The sequence below is a fragment of the Halorubrum gandharaense genome (assembly GCF_054654575.1).
Map to the genome: position 1 here is coordinate 426,132 of NZ_BAAIET010000002.1, position 18,506 is coordinate 444,637.

Genomic DNA, 18,506 nt, shown 5'->3' on the forward strand with positions numbered 1-18,506 from the left:
GCGCTCGCCGGGCGCGCCACCGCACCGCGCCTCCGTTTATAAGAAGAGCGTCGCTGCTCTGCTCGACCGTTTATATACTCCCTCGCCGGCGGCGAACTGCAACACCCACTCCCGACATCGGCCATCAAGAAACCCTCACGACCGGCTGTTTACCTGACTTCGTGTCTACAGAATCGGGTTTCAACAGGGGCCAACGGGTGTCTCTTCCGTCCCGCCCGCCTCCGGATCCGTTGAAGCGCTGCGGCTCGCGGCCGCCGGCGTATGCTCCGTCGCGCTCACCAGCTGGGCGATGACCGCCACGGAGACGGACACGCGCCGGCGTGCGCGACGACCCTCATCGTGTCGCTCGGCCTGCTGTCGACGGTCACGGCGGCGACGACCCTCGCGGTCGCGATCTTTGTCGCGGTTCATCAAGTCGCCATCGCCGGCTTCGAGGCCGCGGTCTCGCGCCTTGAGGCGTGAAAAGGCGTCGCCGTCCCCTCAGTAGTCGTCCGCGTCGGGGTCGTATCGGTCGCCGTACTCCCGGGCAGGGTCGACGGGTTGTCCCTCGTCGGTTTCGGGGGCGATGTAGTCGACGAACGCCTCGGGATCGGGGTCGCGAACGCGCACGTCGACGGTGATGTCACCGAGCTCGTCAGGATTGCCGACGGAGAAGTTGACGACGCCCTCGAAGGCCGCCTGCTTTTTCAGCGCGAACGAGAACCCCTCGTCGGTGAGGTTCCGGCGGAACACGCGCCGGGCGGTGTCGAGGATCTCCTGTTCGTGGAGCACGTCCGAGAACGCGTCGAGCGTGTGCGTCTCGGCGACGAGCATCCCGTCCTCGTGGGTGAGATCGGCGTCGGGGAAGACGTTGTGAACGGCGTCGGCCACCCGGTCAGTCACCTCCGTGTCACGAACCGGCGCCTCGATCCGCGCGTCGATGCTGTAGATCATGCCGCGTCACCTCCAGGCTCGCCGGCGGTCTCACTGGCAGTCGCCCCCTCGCTATCCGCCGCCACGCCGAACACCTCGCGGACGCGCTCGCGGAACGCCTCGAGCGTGCCCGTGTTGTCGATGTCGACGTCGGCGCGCTCCAGCGTCTCGCCGAGCCCGAGGTCGATCTCGCGGGCGTCGCGCTCGCGGAGCGACTCCAGGTCGGCGTCGGACTCGTCGCGCCTGCGCTCGCCGAGCCGCTCGGCGCGGAGCTCGAAGGGCGCGTGCACCGCCACTAGGGTGAAGTCGTCGCCGAACGCCTCGCGGAAGCGCTCCAGCTCGACGGTCGACCGCAGTCCGTCCACGACGACGGCGTCGTGCTCGCTCTCCGAAAGCGCCTCGCGGATCCGCGGGAGGGAGCGCTCGGCGATGGCGTCGTCGCCCTCCTCCTCGCGGAGCGCCTTCGCGACGCGTCCGTGATGCTCTGCGGGGTCGAGCCCCCGTCGGATACACTCCTCCCGGACCACGTCGCCCATCACGACGACCGGGATGCCGGCCGATTCGGCCACGTTCGCCGCCTCGCCCTTGCCGCTGCCGGGGAGGCCGACGGTTCCGTAGACGTTCATTACTGCTCGCTACTGGTGTCGCGGACTTAGGCTTGCTGTTGGGCGCCCGTCAAAAATTCGGCGCGAGTTCCGGTCCATCCCCGACTCCGGCGCGTCGACGAGCACGTCCTGCCCCGGAACCGCCACGGGGTCGCCGGCGTGCTCCGCGGGGACGACGACGACCAACTCCGCCACCGTCGCGCGGCAAACCTCGGCCATTTTTAAGCGCCGGCGACGATGAGTCGACGAGGGCGCGTAGCTCAGCCAGGAGAGAGCGTCGGACTTCTAATCCGATGGTCGTGGGTTCGAATCCCACCGCGCTCGTCGCTGCCGCAAGGGTTCCTCCACGCTCCGAAAACACGGGGGAGTCTTTTTGCCGACGTATCTCCCACAGGAGGTATGACCGGTATGGCGAGCCCGACTGCGGAGGAGGCGCTGCACACGACGCTGGACATGTCCTTCGAGGACGCCGTCCCGTTCGTCCAGCTGGAACACGAGCTCGCGGACTTCGAGACGGTGCAGGTGACCCGGCTGGACGCGATGATCGCGGGGATGCTCGGCGACGAGGACGTCGAGCGCACCGCGCTCGTCGTCGTCTGTCACCCGGAGGTCGCCCGCGACGCGATCGCGATCGACCAGACGCTGGCAGGGATGCTCCCCTGCACGACGGTCGTCTACGAGAAGGCGGGCGACGACCGCGTTCACGTCCACCACGTCTCCGCGACGAAGGCGATCCGGGACCTCGGCTGTGCGCCCGGCGACTGCGACGAGGAGATCGAGGACCTGATCGAGCTGACCGGCGAGCGGATGACCGACGTCTGGGAGAACATCGAGAAACACGCCGATTCGGCGTCGATGGACTGAGACGCCGGGCTGTGCGGTCGCCGGCGTGTCGCCGCCGGCAAGTCGGCGCCGTCGACTACTTCGACTACTCGTCGTCGCCGCTGTGCCCGTCTCCGTGGGCGTCCCCGTTTCCGTGCCCGTCTCCGTGCCCGTGACCGCTGGCGCCCTCCAGCGCGCCGGGACCGAACTCGTCGACGGGCATCACGCTGTAATCGACGGTGAGCGTGTCCTTCGTCGCGCGGATCTTGCCGACGAAGGTGGATATCTCCTCCAGATCGCCTTCCAGCACGAACAGCTCCATGCAGTAGTGCGGGCCGACGTGGCTGTGGAAGTTGGAGGCCACGAGGTGCTCGTGTTCGTGACGCAGGTGCATCATCCGCTCTTCGACGCTCGTGGTCTCGTAGTTGAACAGGACGGTGACGACCGCCATCAGGTCGCGGTCCTCCAACTTGGCGTCCTCGAACTCGCCAAGCAGGTTGCGCGACGCTTCGCGTACGACCTCGCTGCGGCCGGTGTACCCGTGCTCGTCCGCGAAGGAGTCGAGCCGTTCGAGGAGCTCTTCCGGCATGGAGACGCTGACGACTGTCATGTAATAACCCAGTGGCCGATTGTTGTTAACCTTTTAGTTCTCGGCGCGGTCCTCACCCGCCCCGTCGTCAGTTGCGGTGCGGTCCTCACCCGCCCCCTGACGCGACTCCCCCGCCGCCATCCGCTCGGAGAGCCAGTCGTAGTGGTCGCGGAGCGCGCGCTCGCCGGCGTCGAAAAGCGCGTATACGTCGGCGAGCCCCTCGGTGTGCCGTTCGAGGAAGCCGGCGTCATCCAGCGCCGAGAGGGTGCCGTAAAAGGAGCCGGGGTCGATCCGCTGGTCGTAGTGGGTCTCCAGCCGGTTTTTCAGCGACTGCGCCCGAAGCTCGCCAGCGTCGTGGACCAGCGCGCAGATGTCGCGGCGCCGGCCGCTGTGGAGCCACTTCGTCATACGCGCCCGTTTCAGGGGACGCGTTAGGTGGGTTTCGGTCGCGCGCGGCGGGCGCGAGACTCGCGCCTGCCCCACTGCCGGATACGCCCCAGCGTGCGCCCGGCGACCGATAGACGAAAGGCACCCGCCCACGCATATCGGGTATGAGCGACGAGGCCGAGGACGTCATCTCGCCAAGCGACGTCGGCGGCGAGGGGCCGCCCATCGAGGAGAAGCCGTACAAGATCATCTTCGAGGCGAACAAGTGCTTCGCCGCCGGGCGCTGTGCGGAGGTCGCCGACAACTGGGAGATGGACATCACGAGCGGCATCGCGAAGCCGAACTCCTACTACATCGGTGAGGACGAGCTCGACGAGAACGTCCGGGCCGCCGAGATCTGCCCCGCGAAGAAGGAGCGCGGCGTCATCCACGTGATCGACCGCCGGACCGACGAGGAGATCGCGCCCGACCCGCACGGGGACGGCACGCTCTCCGTCGACTGGTAGCGCCCCCGGATCCGAAAGGGGTTTTGCGCCCCCGCGGAAACTCCCGGTCGCCGGCGGGGGTGGCTGAGCCTGGCCAAAAGCGGCGGACTTAAGATCCGCTCCTGTAGAGGTTCGAGGGTTCGAATCCCTTCCCCCGCATGCTGCCGCGAACACCCCGTGAGCGGCAGCTTCGGAGTGGGATTCGAATCAGGGAACGGAGCGAAGCGGAGTGACCGTGGTTCGAATCCCTTCCCCCGCATTCCTGCCGCGAACAACCCGTGAGCGACAGCTATCGGCTGAAGGTCCGAAGCGTGTTCCTCGCAGAGTTGTTGGTGTTGCGGTGAGCACGCCGGCGAATATCTCCAAAGCCCCAGCCGGCCGCTTATAAGCGGGTTGTGCGGCTTATAAGATGAGCACGACGACGAACCACTTCAAATCCCCAGCCGGCTCCGGTCGAGGGTTCCGGACGACGGTCCGGCTCGCTGCTCGCGGCTTCACCGCTCGCGTATTGCGGTGCTCCCGTCGGTCGCACCTTACTGCGCTCGCGGGCTGCGACTTCCGTCGTCCCGCTCGTAGACTCGCGGGACGCTCGCTGCGCTCCTCGCTCACTCCGTTCGCTGTGGTGCTTACGTCGCCCGTCTTCCCGGAGCGAGGCGCCCCTTTGAGTCCCGCCCCGCCACGCACCGCAACCGCACCTCACTCCTCCCCAGCCTCGGCGGAGAGCGCGCCGGCGGACCGCACCGCAACGCCGGCGCGCTCCCGCCTCCCTCGCGTGCCGGCTCGCGCCAGCGGGCGCTCGCCGGGCGCGCCACCGCATCGCATGTCCACTTATAAACGGAGCCTCCATGCTCACCCGTCCGTGTACGTCTCCAGCCCGGCGATGGCGTCCTCCTCGAAAGTGAACACGTCGACGTAGCCGAACAGCACCTCGCCGTCGGCGTCGAGGAGTCGCCCGCGGGCGGCGACGCCGACTCCCTTCGGGTAGACGGCGTCGACGACGTGCTCGGTCTCGGTCATGGGACGCTCCTCGCGCATGAACCGGACGAAGCGCTCTCGCCCCTCGATGGTCCGGTCGGGCCGGTGATGGGTGAAGGTCGGCCGGAGCAGGGCGGCGAGCCGGTCGTAGTTGCCGCCGTCGATGGCGTCGTAGTACTCGCGGACGGCGGCCTCACGGGAGGTGGCGTCGCCGGCTGAGTCCTCGGCGACCGAACTCTCGTCGCTCATGGAGTGTCGGTCGGTCGGCGCGGGCAAAAGTCGGCGGGTGTGTCCGTGTCGCCGCGGGGGGTCAGCCAGACAGCCGCTCGAACTCCTCGGCGGAGGTTCGGGTCCCCTTCGAGATCACCACGTCGCCGACGCGCAGCGTGGTATCGATGTCGGGGCCGACCAGCCACCCCTCCTCCGGACGGCGGATCGCGAGCACGCTCGTGGAGATGTCGGTGGCGGGAACGCCGTCGACGACCTCCGTGCCGGCGAGGTCGCTGCCCTCCCGCACCGTCGTCCGGGTGATGATCTCGTCGGACTCCTGAACGGCCATCTCGACGACCGGGTGGACGCCGAGGTCCCGAAGGACGCCCTCGGTGATCTCGAGGGCGGCGTCGGAGATCTCCTCGGTGGCGACGCCGAGGTGGATGAGTCCGCGGAGTGCGACGGGGTCGTCGGCCTCCTTGGCGGCCCGCAGGGTCCACGCCTCGAAGCGTGACTGGAGCGCGTCGACTTCCACTTCCAGATTTGTGACCTCGTCGGCCAGCTCCTCGTTGTCGAAGAGGACGGAGCCGTACGCCAGGTCGACGGCCAGCTCGGAGAGGTTCTTCATCAAGACGATGGAGTCGACGGCGCGCTCCAGGTCGTCGATGGCCGGCTCGGCGGGGGGTGACGGGTCGAACGGCTCGCCGGTCAGCTCCGGGTACACCTCCGAGACGGCGGTCTCCGGACCGCGCAGGAGCATCACGTCGGCGGCTTCGATGCGAGTCTCCGGGCCGGGGTTGAGGATCCAGTCGTCGTCACGCCGGATGGCGATGACGCGAACGCCCGTTTCGCTTTCCAGGTCGATCGCCTGAAGCGTTCGGTCGGCGTAGTCGGAGTCGGCGGCGACGGTGCCCCGAACGAGCGTCTCGACGCCCTCGGAGAGGGCGCCGCGCATCGCATCGGGAAGGCCGATCTCCTCCAACACGATCTTCGCGATGTCGCCGGCGGCGTCGGAGACCTTGTCGGCGCCGGAAACCACGCCGAGCACGGGCGCGAGCTTCTCGGCCTCGTCCGGGTTGCGCGCGGCGAGCATCAGGCTCATCCGGGCGCGCATCTGGAGCACGTCCATCTTGTTCTCCAGTGCCAGCACCTCCTCCGCGACGGTCGGACTCCCGTGGAGCACCGCGGAGTACGAGAGGTCGATCAGCAGCTCCGCCGTGTCCTTCATCTCCACGAGCAGGTCCTTCACGCTCGCGGGCTCGTATTCGACCGGCTCCGGCGGTTCGCGACCCTCGAATCGTCCCATAGTGGTTCCTCATTCGCTCCCGGTAAAAGCGTTGTCACGCCCCGCTGCGAGCGTGAGTCAGGCGGCGTCGCCGGCGACGTAGGCGGGGTCGCCCGTGCTGACGCTCGTCGAGCCCGCACAGACCGGCTCCGCGAGGTCGACGAGCATGAACCACCGCAGCAGCCGGTCCGCCCGGTCGCGCCAGGTCTCCTCCCAGTTCGCGTCGCGTGCGCGGTCGTGGCGTGGTACCGACTCGCGGGTGGCCGTGAACAGGTCGTCGGCCGTCATCGGGTCCTCCGGGGTCGCCGCAGACAGCAAATCATGCGTTTCGGGAGCGAGCAGAACGCCCGACAGCAGTCCCTCCCGGACACGCTCGGCGGTCACCTCGCCGCCCCCGCGGACGAACCCGCGGGGCGTCTCCTCCGCGAGGCCGATCGCGCGCAGAAACGCCAGCCAGTCGTTCGCGGCCTGCCGGCTCGGAAGGTCGAGCCGGTTACGGAGTCGGGCACAGCAGTCGTCCGTCGACCCCGGAATCAGCGGCACCGCTCGGCGGACTTCGCGGAGGGCGTCGAGGTCGTCGGGCGGCTCGGGGACGGGCTTGATGCGCATCGGCCCGCGGGTTAGCGGATGTCGAACGACTCCGCGAGCAGGTCGTCGTCCGTCTCGCCGAACGCGTAGACGGGGCCGTCGACCACGTCGACGGTGACCTTCGCGGGCGCGAAGACGCTCTCGGGCACCTCGTAGAAGTCCCAGTCCGCCTCCTCGAACACTTCGACGAACGGCGTGCCGTAGTCCTCTCGCGCGGTCGAGACCAGCTGGTCGAATCGGTCGTCGTCGCGGGCGACCTGCAGGTGGACCTCGCCGCCGTAGGCGATGGCGTCGTTGGTCCGGCCCATCGCGAGGTCCTCGTCGTACGTGACGGGCGCGACCGGCGCGGAGCCGGAGGCGTGGAGCACGTCGGTAGGCTCGTAGCCGATCTCGAGCAGACGGAAGACGGCGAGCTCGGCGGCGCGTGCGGCCGTCGAGACGGATCCCGCGGTCGAGCCGGTGGCGAACGTCGGGAGGAACACGCCCTCGGGGTCGGTCTCGGTGAGGTCGGCCACGTGCTCGGCGACCTCCTCGTCGGGCAGCTGCGTGGACTCGATCGCCAGCGTGGCGAACTCCGAGGAGTCGTAGTACCCCACCTTCTCGAACTCCGTCTCGCGGCCGACGAGCGCGCGGGCCGGCCCGGAGCCGAGCCCCTCGAAGCCGCTCTCGAAGGCGAGCTCCCACCCGGCCTTCTGTGAACAGAGCAGCGCGACGGCGGGATGGTCGGTGGACAGTTCGACGTGCTGGCGCGGGGTCCCGGCGACCTCGCCCATGCTGGTGCGGACGTTCGCGAGGCCCGCGGTCTGGATCTCCGTGAGGAGGAGTCCCGCCTCGACCCCGCCGCCGGCGTCGACACCGAAGTCGACGACGGTGGCGCCGTTGTCCAGCTCGTAGCTCGACACGTTGAGCTCGCCCGCAAAGTCGAGCGCCTCGTCGACGAGTTCGATCGCGGTCCGGTTGATGCTCTCCATATCCCCACTGTGGGCTCCGCGCGTAAGGGGTTTATCAGTCGGGGCGCTCGTCGGCAGGCCGCTTTCGAAGTCGTCGCCGTCGCGTGTCCTGAGAACTGCCGTGTACGCTCCCGTACGACACCTTATCAACGAAGCCGCCGCACCTCGCCCCGCGATGGCCGACACCACCGACTCCGACTCGCCCCGATCGCCCATCAGCCACTCCAGACGCTCGCTGATCGCCGGGTTCGCGGGACTCGTCGGCGCCGCCACGGCGGCGGGCATGACGCTCGCCACGGCCGCCGAGCCCGCGGTCGCCGTCGACACGGACCCCGCGGCGCTGGAGGTCGGCGGCGACCCGACCGTGACGAGCAACGACGGCCGGATCGAGGCCGTCTACCTCTCGCCGGAGCTCTCGGTGTCGTGGGAGGACTTCGGCGAGGGCGTGGAGATGCTGGAGGTTACGCTCGGCGTCGGCGGCCCGGCTGGCGTCGACGAGATGTACCGGGAAACGCTGTCGGACGCCGATCCGGAGACCACGCCGGGCGACGTGCGCGAGGTGTCAGGCGACGAGTTCGGCACCACCCACGGAGATCTCACGGTCGCGCTCGACCGCGCGGACGCCACCGCGCGCGGCGACGCGGTGACGAGCGACGCCTTGAGCGACGGCGACCTCTCCGGCGGGGAGACGGCGTCGACTACGCTCGACGTGGTGAGTGCCGTGACGGTCGCGGGCGGCGACGACGAGGCGAGCGCCACCCGCACGGCGACCGTCGAGGTGGCGGTGACCAATCCCGAAGGAACCGTCGACGCCGGCGGCGAGGTGGTCGTGGACGCCGCTTAAAAGGCTCTGAGGGGCCGCTTAAGAGGGGTCGTGCTGCCCGCCGCGGGCCGGCCGTCCAAGGTGCTCCTCGACGGCGTCCACCTTGTCGGCGGCCGACTGGTCGACAGTCCGCTTGTCGTCCACCTTCAGGACGGTGGAGACGCGGTCGCCGTCGACCGCCTTGTGGGCGGCGCCGACGGCCGCAAGCAGGGTGTCGATGTCGTCGGCCTCGATCACCGTTCCCATCGGGTTGGTCTCGTAGCTCACGTCGAAGTCGTCGAGGGCCGCGACGGCCTTCGCCACTTCGCCGGCCATGCTCTCCTCGGTCACCGGTGCGACGCTCAGCAGGGCAACGACGGTCATGGCCGGACGTGCGCTCGGCGGCGGCTTAAAAGGGCCGAACGGTGCAGGGACCGACTACCGGTCGAGGGCATTCGCCCGGTGTGACTACCGGTCGCGAGCGCCCACTCGCCCGGTGCGACTACCGGTCGAGGGCGTCCTTCAAAAACGAAAGCTGATGCCCGACGGCGGGCTCGAAATCCTCGCCGTACACTGAAAAGTGGTCGGCGGGCATCGTGACGAGCGTCCCGCGGTCGAGCCGCTCGGCGGCGTCCGCGACGCGGTCGACGGGCACGATCGTGTCGTCCGTCCCGGCGAGCAGGAGCGTCGGCGCGGTCACCTCGTCGATCGTCTCGATCGGCCGGTAGGTGACGAGCTTCAACAGCCCGCGTGCGGGCGTCTCGTTGCGCCAGTTCGACTCCCGGTCGACCAGATCGAGGTAGGCGCGCTGGGTGCGATCCTCGGTGATGGCGGCGAGCTCCTCGCTCCCGCCGACGATCGGCACGGTGCGTCCGCGGCCAAACCGGGCCCCGAGCAGGTCGCGCACGCCGGCGAGCGTCGCCCGCGCGACGTACCGCCAGCCGCGCGAGAGCGTCACGGCCCGGGCGTCGAGTAGCGGCGTCTGGGCGACGACGGCGTCCACGTCGTGCCGGTCCGCCGCGAGCGTGAGGACGTGGGCGGCGGAGAGCGAGGCGCCCCAGAGGACGAGCTCGCGACCGACCGCGTCCACTCGCCGAACCCGCTCGATGGCGGCCTCGTAGTCGGCGCGCTGGCGGGCGGGGTCCACGAGCTGGTCGCGGCGGTCCGACTCCCCGAATCCGCGGTAGTCGAACAGAAACGCGGCGTAGCCGGCGTCCGCGAACCGCTCGGCCAGCGCCGGGTAGCCGAAGGTTCGCTCCGCGCCGAGCCCGGGCGCCATCACGACGACGGGAACGTCCTCGTCGTCGCCGGCGGGCAGGTACAGCGTGCCGCGGCAGGTGTCGCCGCCGGCGTCGAACGCCAGCGACCGGGTGGCGAACCGCTCGCGGGCGGGTCGGTCGAGTCGTCGTTGGGCGCGGTTGACGGGGTGCCGGCGGGTCACTGCGACTCCTCCGGCGGACCGTCGTCCGTGGGTGACGCTTCGCCGTCGACGTGTTCCAGCGTGGCGAGCACGCGGGTGGAGAACTCCGTTTCCGTCAACTCACCGGCAGAGAGCGCCTCGAACCACTCTCCCTCGGCATGCCAGTATCCGAGTTCGTCGCCGGGCGTGCGCACGACCGTCGCCTCGACGCGGACGGGCTCCCACGCGCCGGCGTCCGCGCGGTCGAGCAGCGCGTTGAGCGCGCGGCCGATCTCCCGTTTGTGGACGCTCCGTCCGGGAAACGCCGTCATGTACGTCAGCTTCAGCGGGTCGCCGCCGTCGAGAGATTCGACGCTGACGCCGTAGCTCCGGAGCGTCGCCTCCACACGGTCCGCGGCCTCCTCGGCGGTCATATCGGGTGCACGTTCGCGCCGGATAAATCCCTACCGGCGTCGGCGTCCGGTGAAGGGGATCCACACGTCCACGAGCAGCGACGCCGATGGTCGCCGACGCCGTCGCTCACGGGTGTGGAAAGCCGCAGGCGGGGGCCCGGAACGGGCCTGATCGGCTCTGTCAGAGGCACACGATCGTCCCGCGCGGCCAATTCCGAATATCTCCCGAACGGGCTTAAACGCTCGGTGAAGAAGGTTTCAGTCAGCAGAATTAGATATCTCTCCCTGGTTCGGACGACCGGGACTCGACGAGACCCTGCAGGGGCCGCGACCTATTACTAATGCCAATAATGAACGTGAAGAAATATGTTTGACGCCCCGGTGTGTGGAGTCGGATGCCCGCCACATCGGCCGCCGCGAACGCCTTCGTGATGTGGCTCGGTCGCTCCTTACAGGAACCGTGAAGGGTCTCTGGGGAGCGAGACGGACGACAGCGCCGCCGAGGCGCACGCCGCCGGCGTGGGCTTCGCGCCGTCACCCCGCCGCTGCGGAGTGTGGCCCCTGCTGGCGGTCGTCTCGGATCCCGAAAACGGGGGCTACATTATCGGCGGCTTCCAACGATCGGCCATGCTTGCACTGCAACAATCGCCCCCGACGAGCACGAGAGGGGTGCCGGCGTGACGCTCCGGCGGACGCACGACTGCGTGCGCTGTGGCCGCGCCATCACCCCCGGCGACGAGTTCGCCGCGGTGGACGTGTTGGACCCGGACGGCGAGCTGCGCGTGTTGTTGTGCGTTGGGTGTGGCGGCGATCTTCGGGCGTTTCTCGACGGTAACGGGGCGGACGGCAAGGAGTGAGCGAGCGCCGCCTCGCCAGCCCTTTTACTCGCCGGGCGTCAACTCCAGCCATGAACCTCGTCGCGGCCCTTCGGGCCGAGGACGCCGCCGTCGCCGTCGTCGGCGCGGGCGGCAAGAAGACCACGATGTACGCGCTCGCGCGGCGACTCGACCGCCCCGTGATCACGGCGGCGGTCCGCATCCCGATCTTCGACAACGATGCGGCTCGCGTGGCAACGACCGACAACCCGGTGGCCGCCCTTAAGGCGGCGACCGACGACGACTTCCCCCTCGGATTGGTCGCCGCCCGCGAGCGCGAGGACCGCTATCTCGGCTACGACACCGAGGTCGTCGCCGACCTGATCGACGCCAATCCCGGCGCTACCCTCATCAAGGCCGACGGCGCCCGGATGCGCGACTTCAAGGCGCCCAAGGAGGGCGAGCCGCAGATTCCGCGAAACGCCGACGTGGTGGTGCCCGTCGCCTCCGCGCACGTCGTGGGTGAACCCCTCGACGAGAGGCTGGTCCACCGCCCGGAGCGCGTCGCCGCGGTCGCTCAGGCGGCCGGCGTCGATGTCGCCGTGGGTGAGCAGATCACGCCCGACGTGGTCGGCGCCGTCCTCGCCAGTCGCGACGGGGGGCTCAAGGACGTACCGGCGGGCGCGACGGCGATTCCCCTCATCAACAAGGTCGACGACGAGGCGGGTGCGGCCGCCGCCCGCGAGGTTGCCGCCGCGTTCACTGACCACCTCGACGCCGCTCGGCTGGCGGACGCCGGCGTCGAGGTCCCTCACGTCGTGCTCGCGCGGATGATCGACGCCGCGGTCGTGGATGTCGTCTCGGTGTAGGTCTTTTTTAGCGCTCAGAGCCCGGTCGGATGGCTCACGTACTCCGTCTCCAGCCCCCACGCGTCGACGATCTCCTGGAGGTTGCGGACGCCGAACGTCTCCGTCGCGTAGTGGCCGCCGAGCACGACGGTGATCCCGGCCTCCCGGGCGTCGTGGTACACCTGCTGTTTCCCCTCGCCGGTCACCAACGCGTCCGCACCGGCGTCGACCGCCTCGTCGAGCCAGTCCGTGCCCGACCCCGTGAGCACGGCGACGCGCTCGACGGTCTCCGGGCCGAACTCCAGCACCTTCGGCTCCTGCACGCTCCCCTCGAACTCCGCGAGGTGACTCCGCAGGAGAGGGACCGAAAGCGGGTCGGCGGCGTCGCCGACGAGGCCGACCGTCTCCGGGCCGACCGAGCCGAACGGCTTGCGGTTCTCCAGTCCCAGTTCGTCCGCGACGCCCGCTGCGTTGCCGAGTTCCATGTGGCCGTCGAGCGGGAGGTGCGAGACGTACAGCGCGATGTCGTGCTCGACCAGCGCCGCGATCCGGTCGTGGGTCCGGCCGGTGACGCGCTCGATGCCGCCCCACGAGAGCCCGTGGTGGGTGACGAGCACGTCGGCGTCGGCGCGCGCGGCGGCCTCGATCGTCTCCATCGCGGCGTCGACCGCGAAGGCGACGCGCTCGACGGTCGCCTCCTCGGGGCCGACCTGCAGGCCGTTGGCGCTGGCGTCCACGTCGGCGTAGGCGGCGGTGTCCAGTCGGTCATCGAGCCGGCGAACGAGCTCGGAGAGGTCCATGTGCGCGCTTGCTCGGGATGGGGGTTAAAAACGGCGGCCGCAGGTCGCGACAGCAGTGGAGACGAGTCAGTCGTCGAGTTCGTCAGCGATCGCGTCCGGCATGCCGCCGGTACCGGTGCCGCCGGCGCCCGTTTCGCCCTCGTCGGGCGACTGTGGGGGGGCGTCGAACTCGGGGTCGAACAGGGTGAGGGCGGTCTGGATCGTCTCCCAGTCGTCCTCGGCGGCGGCGTCGCGCAGGGACTTGGTGGGGGCGGCAAGCAGCTGTCCCACGAGCGCGTCCGCCATCGCCTGCACGGACTCGCGCTGGTCGTCGGTGAGCCCGCCTTGCGCCTCCAGCTTGGTGACCGCCTTCTCGACCTCGCGGGCCTTCACGCGGTCGGCGGCGGCGTACATGGTCGAGATGGCGTCGTCGGCGCGCTTGCGCTTGTACGACTCCAGCAGGCGGTCGAGCTCCTCGTCGATCATCGCCTCCACCTCGTGGGCCTCCGCCTCGCGGCGCTCGCGGGTGCGGCGGGTGACGCTCTCCAAAGCGTCGATGTCGTACAGCGTTACATCGTCGAGTTCGCCGGCGGTCGGGTCCACGTCGCGGGGTTGGGCGATGTCGATACACACCGTCTCGCCGGCGTCCGCGAGGTCGCCCCGACCGAGGACGGGTTCCGGGCTGCCGGTCGCGGTGATGACGAGGTCCGCGTCCGGAAGCGCGCCGGCGAGCGCGGCAAGGGGGAGCGCGCGGGAGTCGGCGTCGACCTCGCTGGCGACGAACTCCGCGTTTGGCACGGTGCGGTTGGCGACGACGACCTCCGTGACGCCGGTGTCGTCGAGCGCGCGGGCCGCGAGCGTTCCCATCTCGCCGGCGCCGACGATGAGCGCGCTGGCGTCGTCGAGGTCCGTCTCGTCGCTCGCGAGCTCGACGGCGGCCGAGCCCAGCGAGACGACGCCCTCGTTGATGGCGGTCTCGGTGCGGGCGCGCTCGCCGACGTGGAGGGCTTTCGTGACGGCGTCCTCGAGGACGGGACCGATGCCGCCGGCGGCGCGGGCCTCCTCGTAGGCGTCGCGCACCTGCCCGATGATCTGGTCTTCCCCGAGCACGAGCGACTCCATGCCGGCGGCGACGCGCATCAGGTGTTCGAGGCTCTCCTCGTGGTCGAGACGGCGGACGGCGCCGCCGCGCACGTCGGGCGCGAACGACTCCAAGGCCGCGGCGCCGTCCACGGCGCGGTCGGCGACGACGAACGCCTCGGCGCGGTTGCAGGTCGTGATCGCGAACGCCTCCTCGACGCTGTCGCGGGCGAGGAGGTCGGAGACGGTGGCCCGGACGCTGTCGCCGCCGGCGGCGTCGATCTCGTCGACGCTTGCGCGGGCGTGGGCAACGCTCATCCCCGTGATAACGCCTGTCCGTTTCATGTGTGAGCCGTCCATCTCATCTGTCTACCATCTCCGCTGCGACCCGCTCGGCTTCTTGCCTGCCCTTGGATTCCGCCTCTTGTAAAGCCTTCCAAACCGGGGTGGAGCGGACGACTTCCCGCACCGCCTCCCGGCGGGTTTCGGGGTCGACGCCGCGCGCCTTGAGGTCCTCGCGGATGTCGCCGGAGACCCGGGCCATCGCGCCCGCGCCGTCGATCTCGGCGTCGATCCGCTCGCGCAGGTGCTTGGCGAGCGCGGGGCTGGCGCCACCCGTCGACAGCGCCACCCGAACGGGCTCGTCGGCAACCGTCGCGGGCACGACGACGCTGTCGGCCGCCCGCGAGCCGGAGCGGTCCGTCCGGTTGACGAGCGCGCCGGCCTCGCGAGCCGCGGCTTCGGTCGCGGCGTTGATGGTCTCGTCGTCAGTTGCGGCGACGACGAGCACGGGGTCCAGCCGGTCGACCCACTCGCGGACGCCGTCGGCGTCGGGCGCCTCACGGACGAGTTCGAGGTCGGTTTCGGGGTCCGTCCGAAGCGCCTCGAATCGGTCGTGGAACGCCGGGCTGACGACGACGACGACGCTCGCCTCCGTGGCGAATCGCGCCGCCTTCCGGGCGCCGACGGCGCCGCCGCCGACGACCAGCACCGTCTCTCCGTCGAAGTCGTGGAATAGGGGGATCATGGTGAGTGAGGGCTCATTGTGGGCGGGAGGGTCATGGCGGGCGAGTTACGCCGCGTCCGTGTTGCTGTCGGCGCGCTCGTCGATCCGGATGCCCGTCTTCTTCAGAATGCGCGTCGAGAACAGGGTGTCCCAGTCGTCTGCGCCCACGTCCCAGTAGTCGGTCATCAGGTCGCGCACCTCCGCGACGCGCTGTTCGCTTTCGGCTTCCGTGCGCCCGTGGGTCATCGCGAAGAAGTTGTACTCCCAGACGCCCTCGTGGCGCGGGCGCTCGTAACAGTGCGTGACGAAGTCGAGGTCCGCGACCGCCGGCCCGACCTCCGCGAGCACGTCCTCGGGCACGTCCCAGACGGTCATTCCGTTCTCCGTGTAGCCGAGCGCGTAGTGGTTCGGGATGACGCCCACCCGGCGCACCTTCCCCTCCTGATTGAACCGCTTGATCGTCTCGACCACCCACTCGGTATCGGCGTCGATCGCCTCGGCCACGTCGGCGTATGGCGTGTCCGTCACCGGAAGCCCGCCCTGGATCTCCACGACGAGATCGCGCTCCTCGGGCGTGAGCGTGTCGCGATTTTCGGGGGTTACCTCGGGGCCGAGGTCGGACAGGTCGAGATCGCCGTCCGGCACGGGACCGTCGACGAGGAACTTCGCGCCCACGTGGAACTCCTGCTGTTTCGGCAGATTGTACGTCTCCTGGCCGGTCGCGTCCTCGATCTCCGCGAGCACCTCCTCGACGCGGTCGGACCCGTCCTTGTCCGGATCCGGGTGATCCGCCACCGAGACGACGAACCAGACGTTGAGATGCGGGTGCTCGCGCTCGTAGTTGTGCGCGACCTCGCGGAAGTCGTTCACCGTCTCGACGACCGCCTCGAACCGCTCTTCGGGGGCGTGCATCGCGACGAGCGACGCCGCGCCGCCGATCTCCTCGGCGTTGACCAGCGCGCCGAACCGCGAGAGCACGCCGGACTCGTCGAGCTCCGCGACGCGCTCGCGGAGCTCCTCGCCCATCACCTGAACGTCGCGCTCCCGGAGCGCGGCGGCCGCCGGCTCGAACGGCCGCTCCACGACGGGGAACCCGCCCTGGAACGCGTTGATGATCGCCCGGTCGAGCGCCGACAGCTCCGCGTCGACCTCCTTCATGAGAGGTGATCGGACCCGAACGAGAATAAGGGGTTCGACAATGCGCGGCCGGTGGGAGACGCTGCTACTCGGCGCTTAAAAGGGCGTTTGTGGAGTATGGTGGATGGGCGGTTGTAGACGTGTTTGGCGCGGTCGTGGGCTTATAAGCGGTTGGCGTAGTTGCTGGAGTGTCTACGCCGGCGACCACTGCCAAAGCCCCAGTCGGCACCTTATAAGCGGTTGACGGAGTGAGTGCGACGAAGAACACCTCCAAAGCCCCAGCCGGCGACGACTCGCGCGGCTTGCTGCGCGCTCAAAAGGCCTCTCCGCACCGCTCGGCCTTTTGAGTGCTTGCGTCGCCGTGCTTCGTCCTCGCCGGCTGCCCCTTTGAGTCCCACCCGACCGCGCAGCCCCGCAACCGCACCTCACACCTCCCCAGCCTCGGCAGACGGACGCCGGCGGGAAACCGCTCCGCCGGCGTCCGCTGCCTCCCTCGCGCTCCGGCTCACGCCCGTTGGGCGCTCGCCGGGCGCGCCACGTTATAAGACCGGTCTACGCACTCAAAAGGCCGACCCGCAGTGTCGTGGCCACTTAAAAAGCGGTTCGGGGCGCCCGACTCACCCGTCGATGTCGCTCGCAATGTCCGCGAGTGACGATCGGGGGCCACGCTTGGCATCGTAGACGGCGCGCTCGCCGGGGATCCGGAGCCCGTAGTGGTCACCTGGAACGACCACGTCGAGCACGAGCGCGTCGTCCTCCTCGCGGCCGTGCTCGCGGAGCCACGCGACCAGCCGGTTGTCGCCCTCGCCGGGGGTGCGCGCGAGCCGGCGATTGTCGAAGGCGCCGCGGAACACCCGCTTTTGGCGGTCGCCTTCGACTTTCGCGTGGTACTCCTCTCGGTCGAACGTCAGCCGGACGAGGTCGCCCGGCTCGACGCCGAGCGCGTCACACGAGCCGGATTCGACGCGCTTCTCGAGGTCGTCGTCCGCCGGCAGCCGCACGCAGGGGCGGCGGGTGCCGCCGCTGCGCGCGACGCGGACGCGAACGGACGCGACGCTGTCGTCGTCGGAGGTGACACGCGGCATGTGAAGTGAAATCCGCAGTGAAAAGGCGGCTTACTCCTCGTCGTCGCCGTCGTCGCCCTCGCCGAGCGCGTCAGCCACGCTGCCGTCGCCCTCGACCACCGAGACGTTGATCTGGGCCACGTCGTCGGCGATCTCGCGACCGCGGACGGTGATCCGCTTGCGCTCGCCGTCGCGGGTCGGCTTGTAGCCGACGCCGCCCTCGAGCAGCATCTCCTTCAGGCGCGTGCCTGCAACGTCGCCCCGCATCGGTCGACCGGTTTCGTCGGAGCCACCGGTGATCTCGACAGTGAACCCGTCGAGTCCCACCGCGTCGCCGCCGATCTCGTCGCCGATGTCGCGGCCGAGGAATCGATTTGCGTCCTGTCCGTCAATTTCTTTCTGGAACGTCTCGCCGGTCTCGGGGTCGGCGACGACGACCTTGAATTCAGCCATACGGATAGCGTGTCCCCCGCCGAGTAAAAACACGTCGAAACCTCCTCTTCGCGTCGTCTCCCGGCATAGGCTGTCTCGCCGCCGATCGCTCGGCCTCGACGACGATCCGTCACTCGACCAGCGGTCGTTCGGCGAGCGTCCGAATCCGGCGGTCGGCCGGCGCACCCGATCCGTCCGCATCGTCCCAAGCGTCAGCGAGCGCCGTCTCCAGCGCGGCGGCCACCTGTTTGGACGAATCCGGCCCGCCGGCGGCCGCGACGCTTCCCACGGATTCCGGGTCGAAAGCCACGCCGAGTGCGGCGTACACCGGCTCCAGAACCGAGGCGATGGGCGTCGTGTCCGTCTGTTCGACGAGGACGCACCCGGAGACGAGCGCGGCGTCCGCACGAACCCGTTGAGCGATCCCCGACACCTTTCCACCGCCGGCGACCCGCACGGAGTGGTCGCCCGGACAGAAGGCGTCGGGTGGCTCGTCCGGTTCCACGTCCGCTCCGATATCCCGAAGAGCCTCGACGACCGTCTCCGTCGCTAGATCGTACCGTTCGGTGATCCCGGTTCGCATCCCGGACTGCGGGATTCCGACCGCGAACGCTAGCGTCCGCCCGGTGTACGCCACCGCCCGCCCGCCCACGCTCCGCTCCACCGGCTCGAACCCCTGGGAGCGGGCGGCGGCAGCCGCACGCTCGTAGCCGTCCGCACGAGTGTCTCGGCGCCCGAACGCAACCTGTCGGTGGGTTGCCCACACCCGAACGACCTCCTCCGCGTTCTCGCCTGCCCGGTCGAGCGCGGCGGCGGTCGCCGCCCGGTCTCGCTCGACGGTCGGCTCGCGACCCCGCACCAGTTCCATAGCCGCTCTCGGGGACGGAGCGACAAGTGACTTCCCCGTGTGTCGCTTCGCGTAG

The 18,506-nt window shown here is 69.7% G+C and carries 25 protein-coding genes and 2 tRNA genes; 8 read left to right on the forward strand and 19 right to left on the reverse strand.

What is annotated here, in order from left to right; translation table 11 throughout:
• Nucleotides 1-261: 261 nt before the first annotated feature.
• Entirely contained in the window at nucleotides 262-462 is a 201-nt protein-coding gene (locus tag ACYQ07_RS11070; protein ID WP_459881449.1) for a hypothetical protein, read from the forward strand.
• A gap of 18 nt (nucleotides 463-480) precedes the next feature.
• Here ACYQ07_RS11070 and ACYQ07_RS11075 read toward each other — a convergent pair whose 3' ends face one another.
• Genes ACYQ07_RS11075 through ACYQ07_RS11085 form a run of 3 tightly spaced genes read right to left on the reverse strand, consistent with a single transcriptional unit; the run spans nucleotide 481 to nucleotide 1,712 of the window.
• Nucleotides 481-933 carry an RNA-binding domain-containing protein gene (locus ACYQ07_RS11075; protein WP_459881452.1) on the reverse strand — a complete coding sequence of 151 codons (453 nt, stop codon included), beginning with the start codon at nucleotides 931-933 and terminating at the stop codon, nucleotides 481-483.
• Nucleotides 930-1,538, reverse strand: a complete 609-nt coding sequence (locus ACYQ07_RS11080) for an AAA family ATPase (protein ID WP_459881455.1) — start codon at nucleotides 1,536-1,538, stop codon at nucleotides 930-932. The genes ACYQ07_RS11075 and ACYQ07_RS11080 overlap by 4 nt, the downstream gene beginning before the upstream one ends.
• Before the next feature lie 9 nt (nucleotides 1,539-1,547).
• A complete protein-coding gene (locus tag ACYQ07_RS11085; RefSeq protein ID WP_459881458.1) occupies nucleotides 1,548-1,712 on the reverse strand; it encodes a hypothetical protein in 165 nt (54 codons plus the stop codon).
• A 54-nt stretch (nucleotides 1,713-1,766) separates the two neighbouring features.
• Here ACYQ07_RS11085 and ACYQ07_RS11090 point away from each other — a divergent pair.
• Together ACYQ07_RS11090 and ACYQ07_RS11095 are read left to right on the forward strand one after the other, a co-directional pair.
• Nucleotides 1,767-1,841, forward strand: a tRNA-Arg gene (locus ACYQ07_RS11090).
• A 75-nt stretch (nucleotides 1,842-1,916) separates the two neighbouring features.
• The gene (locus ACYQ07_RS11095; RefSeq protein WP_459881461.1) at nucleotides 1,917-2,381 is read left to right on the forward strand and encodes a DUF302 domain-containing protein; all 465 of its coding nucleotides are present in this window, start codon (nucleotides 1,917-1,919) and stop codon (nucleotides 2,379-2,381) included.
• 64 nt (nucleotides 2,382-2,445) lie between these two features.
• Here the strand turns inward: ACYQ07_RS11095 and ACYQ07_RS11100 are convergent, their stop codons facing one another.
• On the reverse strand, nucleotides 2,446-2,949 hold the full coding sequence (locus ACYQ07_RS11100) for a CopG family ribbon-helix-helix protein (protein WP_459881464.1): 504 nt from the start codon (nucleotides 2,947-2,949) through the stop codon (nucleotides 2,446-2,448).
• 33 nt (nucleotides 2,950-2,982) lie between these two features.
• A complete protein-coding gene (locus tag ACYQ07_RS11105) occupies nucleotides 2,983-3,336 on the reverse strand; it encodes a PadR family transcriptional regulator (protein ID WP_459881467.1) in 354 nt (117 codons plus the stop codon).
• A gap of 143 nt (nucleotides 3,337-3,479) precedes the next feature.
• On the opposite strand from ACYQ07_RS11105, the gene ACYQ07_RS11110 reads away from it, so the two are divergent.
• Both ACYQ07_RS11110 and ACYQ07_RS11115 read left to right on the forward strand, forming a co-directional pair.
• Nucleotides 3,480-3,821 carry a ferredoxin gene (locus ACYQ07_RS11110; protein WP_459881469.1) on the forward strand — a complete coding sequence of 114 codons (342 nt, stop codon included), beginning with the start codon at nucleotides 3,480-3,482 and terminating at the stop codon, nucleotides 3,819-3,821.
• 53 nt (nucleotides 3,822-3,874) lie between these two features.
• Nucleotides 3,875-3,959 (forward strand) — tRNA-Leu (locus ACYQ07_RS11115).
• A gap of 690 nt (nucleotides 3,960-4,649) precedes the next feature.
• On the opposite strand, the gene ACYQ07_RS11120 is transcribed toward ACYQ07_RS11115, so the two are convergent.
• The 4 genes from ACYQ07_RS11120 to mch all read right to left on the reverse strand — a co-directional run bounded on the left by ACYQ07_RS11120 (nucleotide 4,650) and on the right by mch (nucleotide 7,829).
• Nucleotides 4,650-5,024 carry a nuclear transport factor 2 family protein gene (locus tag ACYQ07_RS11120; protein ID WP_459881472.1) on the reverse strand — a complete coding sequence of 125 codons (375 nt, stop codon included), beginning with the start codon at nucleotides 5,022-5,024 and terminating at the stop codon, nucleotides 4,650-4,652.
• Nucleotides 5,025-5,085: 61 nt separating this feature from the next.
• Nucleotides 5,086-6,291: a potassium channel family protein gene (locus ACYQ07_RS11125; protein WP_459881475.1), complete on the reverse strand. Its 1,206-nt coding sequence runs from the start codon at nucleotides 6,289-6,291 to the stop codon at nucleotides 5,086-5,088.
• 57 nt (nucleotides 6,292-6,348) lie between these two features.
• Nucleotides 6,349-6,879: a double winged helix-containing putative transcriptional regulator gene (locus ACYQ07_RS11130; protein ID WP_459881478.1), complete on the reverse strand. Its 531-nt coding sequence runs from the start codon at nucleotides 6,877-6,879 to the stop codon at nucleotides 6,349-6,351.
• 11 nt (nucleotides 6,880-6,890) lie between these two features.
• Complete coding sequence (mch, locus tag ACYQ07_RS11135) at nucleotides 6,891-7,829, reverse strand: methenyltetrahydromethanopterin cyclohydrolase (protein WP_459881481.1); 939 nt, start codon at nucleotides 7,827-7,829, stop codon at nucleotides 6,891-6,893.
• A 154-nt stretch (nucleotides 7,830-7,983) separates the two neighbouring features.
• Between mch and ACYQ07_RS11140 the strand changes: the two genes are divergently transcribed.
• Complete coding sequence (locus ACYQ07_RS11140; protein WP_459881484.1) at nucleotides 7,984-8,652, forward strand: hypothetical protein; 669 nt, start codon at nucleotides 7,984-7,986, stop codon at nucleotides 8,650-8,652.
• 18 nt (nucleotides 8,653-8,670) lie between these two features.
• Here the strand turns inward: ACYQ07_RS11140 and ACYQ07_RS11145 are convergent, their stop codons facing one another.
• From ACYQ07_RS11145 to ACYQ07_RS11155, 3 genes are all read right to left on the reverse strand, one after another.
• Nucleotides 8,671-8,994 carry an MTH1187 family thiamine-binding protein gene (locus ACYQ07_RS11145; protein ID WP_459881487.1) on the reverse strand — a complete coding sequence of 108 codons (324 nt, stop codon included), beginning with the start codon at nucleotides 8,992-8,994 and terminating at the stop codon, nucleotides 8,671-8,673.
• 118 nt (nucleotides 8,995-9,112) lie between these two features.
• A complete protein-coding gene (locus ACYQ07_RS11150; RefSeq protein WP_459881490.1) occupies nucleotides 9,113-10,051 on the reverse strand; it encodes an alpha/beta hydrolase in 939 nt (312 codons plus the stop codon).
• Complete coding sequence (locus ACYQ07_RS11155; protein WP_459881493.1) at nucleotides 10,048-10,443, reverse strand: DUF8159 domain-containing protein; 396 nt, start codon at nucleotides 10,441-10,443, stop codon at nucleotides 10,048-10,050. Before ACYQ07_RS11155 ends, ACYQ07_RS11150 begins: the two co-directional genes overlap by 4 nt.
• Before the next feature lie 656 nt (nucleotides 10,444-11,099).
• Here ACYQ07_RS11155 and ACYQ07_RS11160 point away from each other — a divergent pair.
• Both ACYQ07_RS11160 and yqeC read left to right on the forward strand, forming a co-directional pair.
• Nucleotides 11,100-11,279 carry a hypothetical protein gene (locus ACYQ07_RS11160; protein ID WP_459881495.1) on the forward strand — a complete coding sequence of 60 codons (180 nt, stop codon included), beginning with the start codon at nucleotides 11,100-11,102 and terminating at the stop codon, nucleotides 11,277-11,279.
• A gap of 50 nt (nucleotides 11,280-11,329) precedes the next feature.
• Nucleotides 11,330-12,106 carry a selenium cofactor biosynthesis protein YqeC gene (gene yqeC / locus ACYQ07_RS11165; protein ID WP_459881498.1) on the forward strand — a complete coding sequence of 259 codons (777 nt, stop codon included), beginning with the start codon at nucleotides 11,330-11,332 and terminating at the stop codon, nucleotides 12,104-12,106.
• Between the two features lie 14 nt (nucleotides 12,107-12,120).
• Here the strand turns inward: yqeC and ACYQ07_RS11170 are convergent, their stop codons facing one another.
• From ACYQ07_RS11170 to ACYQ07_RS11200, 7 genes are all read right to left on the reverse strand, one after another.
• Entirely contained in the window at nucleotides 12,121-12,885 is a 765-nt protein-coding gene (locus tag ACYQ07_RS11170; RefSeq protein WP_459881501.1) for a Nif3-like dinuclear metal center hexameric protein, read from the reverse strand.
• A gap of 66 nt (nucleotides 12,886-12,951) precedes the next feature.
• Entirely contained in the window at nucleotides 12,952-14,289 is a 1,338-nt protein-coding gene (gene hemA, locus ACYQ07_RS11175; protein WP_459881504.1) for a glutamyl-tRNA reductase, read from the reverse strand.
• A 16-nt stretch (nucleotides 14,290-14,305) separates the two neighbouring features.
• Complete coding sequence (locus ACYQ07_RS11180) at nucleotides 14,306-14,971, reverse strand: precorrin-2 dehydrogenase/sirohydrochlorin ferrochelatase family protein (protein ID WP_459881507.1); 666 nt, start codon at nucleotides 14,969-14,971, stop codon at nucleotides 14,306-14,308.
• A 45-nt stretch (nucleotides 14,972-15,016) separates the two neighbouring features.
• Entirely contained in the window at nucleotides 15,017-16,108 is a 1,092-nt protein-coding gene (gene ahbB, locus ACYQ07_RS11185; protein ID WP_459881510.1) for a siroheme decarboxylase subunit beta, read from the reverse strand.
• A gap of 596 nt (nucleotides 16,109-16,704) precedes the next feature.
• Entirely contained in the window at nucleotides 16,705-17,172 is a 468-nt protein-coding gene (locus ACYQ07_RS11190; protein ID WP_459881513.1) for a DUF7112 family protein, read from the reverse strand.
• A 30-nt stretch (nucleotides 17,173-17,202) separates the two neighbouring features.
• Nucleotides 17,203-17,604, reverse strand: a complete 402-nt coding sequence (locus ACYQ07_RS11195) for a 30S ribosomal protein S6e (RefSeq protein WP_459881516.1) — start codon at nucleotides 17,602-17,604, stop codon at nucleotides 17,203-17,205.
• 109 nt (nucleotides 17,605-17,713) lie between these two features.
• Nucleotides 17,714-18,451, reverse strand: coding sequence for a lipoate--protein ligase family protein (locus ACYQ07_RS11200; protein WP_459881519.1), 738 nt, complete (start codon nucleotides 18,449-18,451; stop codon nucleotides 17,714-17,716).
• Between the last annotated feature and the right edge of the window lie 55 nt (nucleotides 18,452-18,506).